Source organism: Kiritimatiellia bacterium (genome assembly GCA_025054615.1).
Taxonomy (GTDB): Bacteria; Verrucomicrobiota; Kiritimatiellia; order CAIVKH01; family CAIVKH01; genus JANWZO01.
This window is the reverse complement of the sequence record JANWZO010000041.1, coordinates 1-755: the sequence shown is the minus strand read 5'-3', so window position 1 is coordinate 755 and position 755 is coordinate 1. Positions and strand designations below refer to the sequence as shown.

The 755-nt window shown below is 52.8% G+C and carries 2 tRNA genes and 1 rRNA gene; all 3 read left to right on the top strand.

Annotated elements, in window-relative coordinates:
- Positions 1–195: 195 nt before the first annotated feature.
- Positions 196–269 (top strand) — tRNA-Ile (locus tag NZ740_10720).
- Between the two features lie 32 nt (positions 270–301).
- A tRNA-Ala gene (locus NZ740_10715) sits at positions 302–374 on the top strand.
- A gap of 154 nt (positions 375–528) precedes the next feature.
- Positions 529–755, top strand: a 23S ribosomal RNA gene (locus NZ740_10710); the annotation flags it as partial.

The window sequence follows — 755 nt, the reverse complement described above, 5'->3', positions numbered from 1 at the left end:
CCGTACCGGAAGGTGCGGCTGGATCACCTCCTTTCTATGGAACGACCTCTCGCAAGAGATGGTCCAATCCGCTCCGACTTTTGGCTTGCTTCAACAATTGAATCTGCACAGTTGAGCGCGACAGCCTCAACGAAGAGATGGGTGGAAAAAGCCTTATCTGACCGAATGCGATTCGGGTTTGCAAGCCTACTCTCTGGGACTGTAGCTCAGGTGGTTAGAGCGCACGCCTGATAAGCGTGAGGTCAGTGGTTCAACTCCACTCAGTCCCACAAGCCCGAAACCGCCAATCCATCGGGCAGTGGGGGCTTTAGCTCAGTTGGTAGAGCGTCTGCTTTGCAAGCAGAAGGTCAGCGGTTCGAGGCCGCTAAGCTCCACGCGATTCGTCTTCAATCGCTTCGGCGACGGAAGACTTGTTCATTGACAATTTGTAGAAGGCTTGAAGCAACTTCAAGCTTAGTCCATAATCTTTCCTATTGACCAAATGCGTCCAACCTTGTGTTGAGCGTTTGTCATCAACGAAGGATTTTCGGATTAAGAGCTAAGGGCAAACGGTGGATGCCTCGGCACAGAAAGGCGATGAAGGACGTGGCTTAGCTGCGATAAGCGACGGGGAGCCGCAAGCAGGCGAATATCCGTCGATTTCCGAATGGGGTAACCCGCCGAATGTGGCGCACTGCGCGAACCTGGGGAAGTGAAACATATAAGTACCCAGAGGAAAAGAACCCAAAAGCGATTCCCTGAGTAGTGGCGAGCGA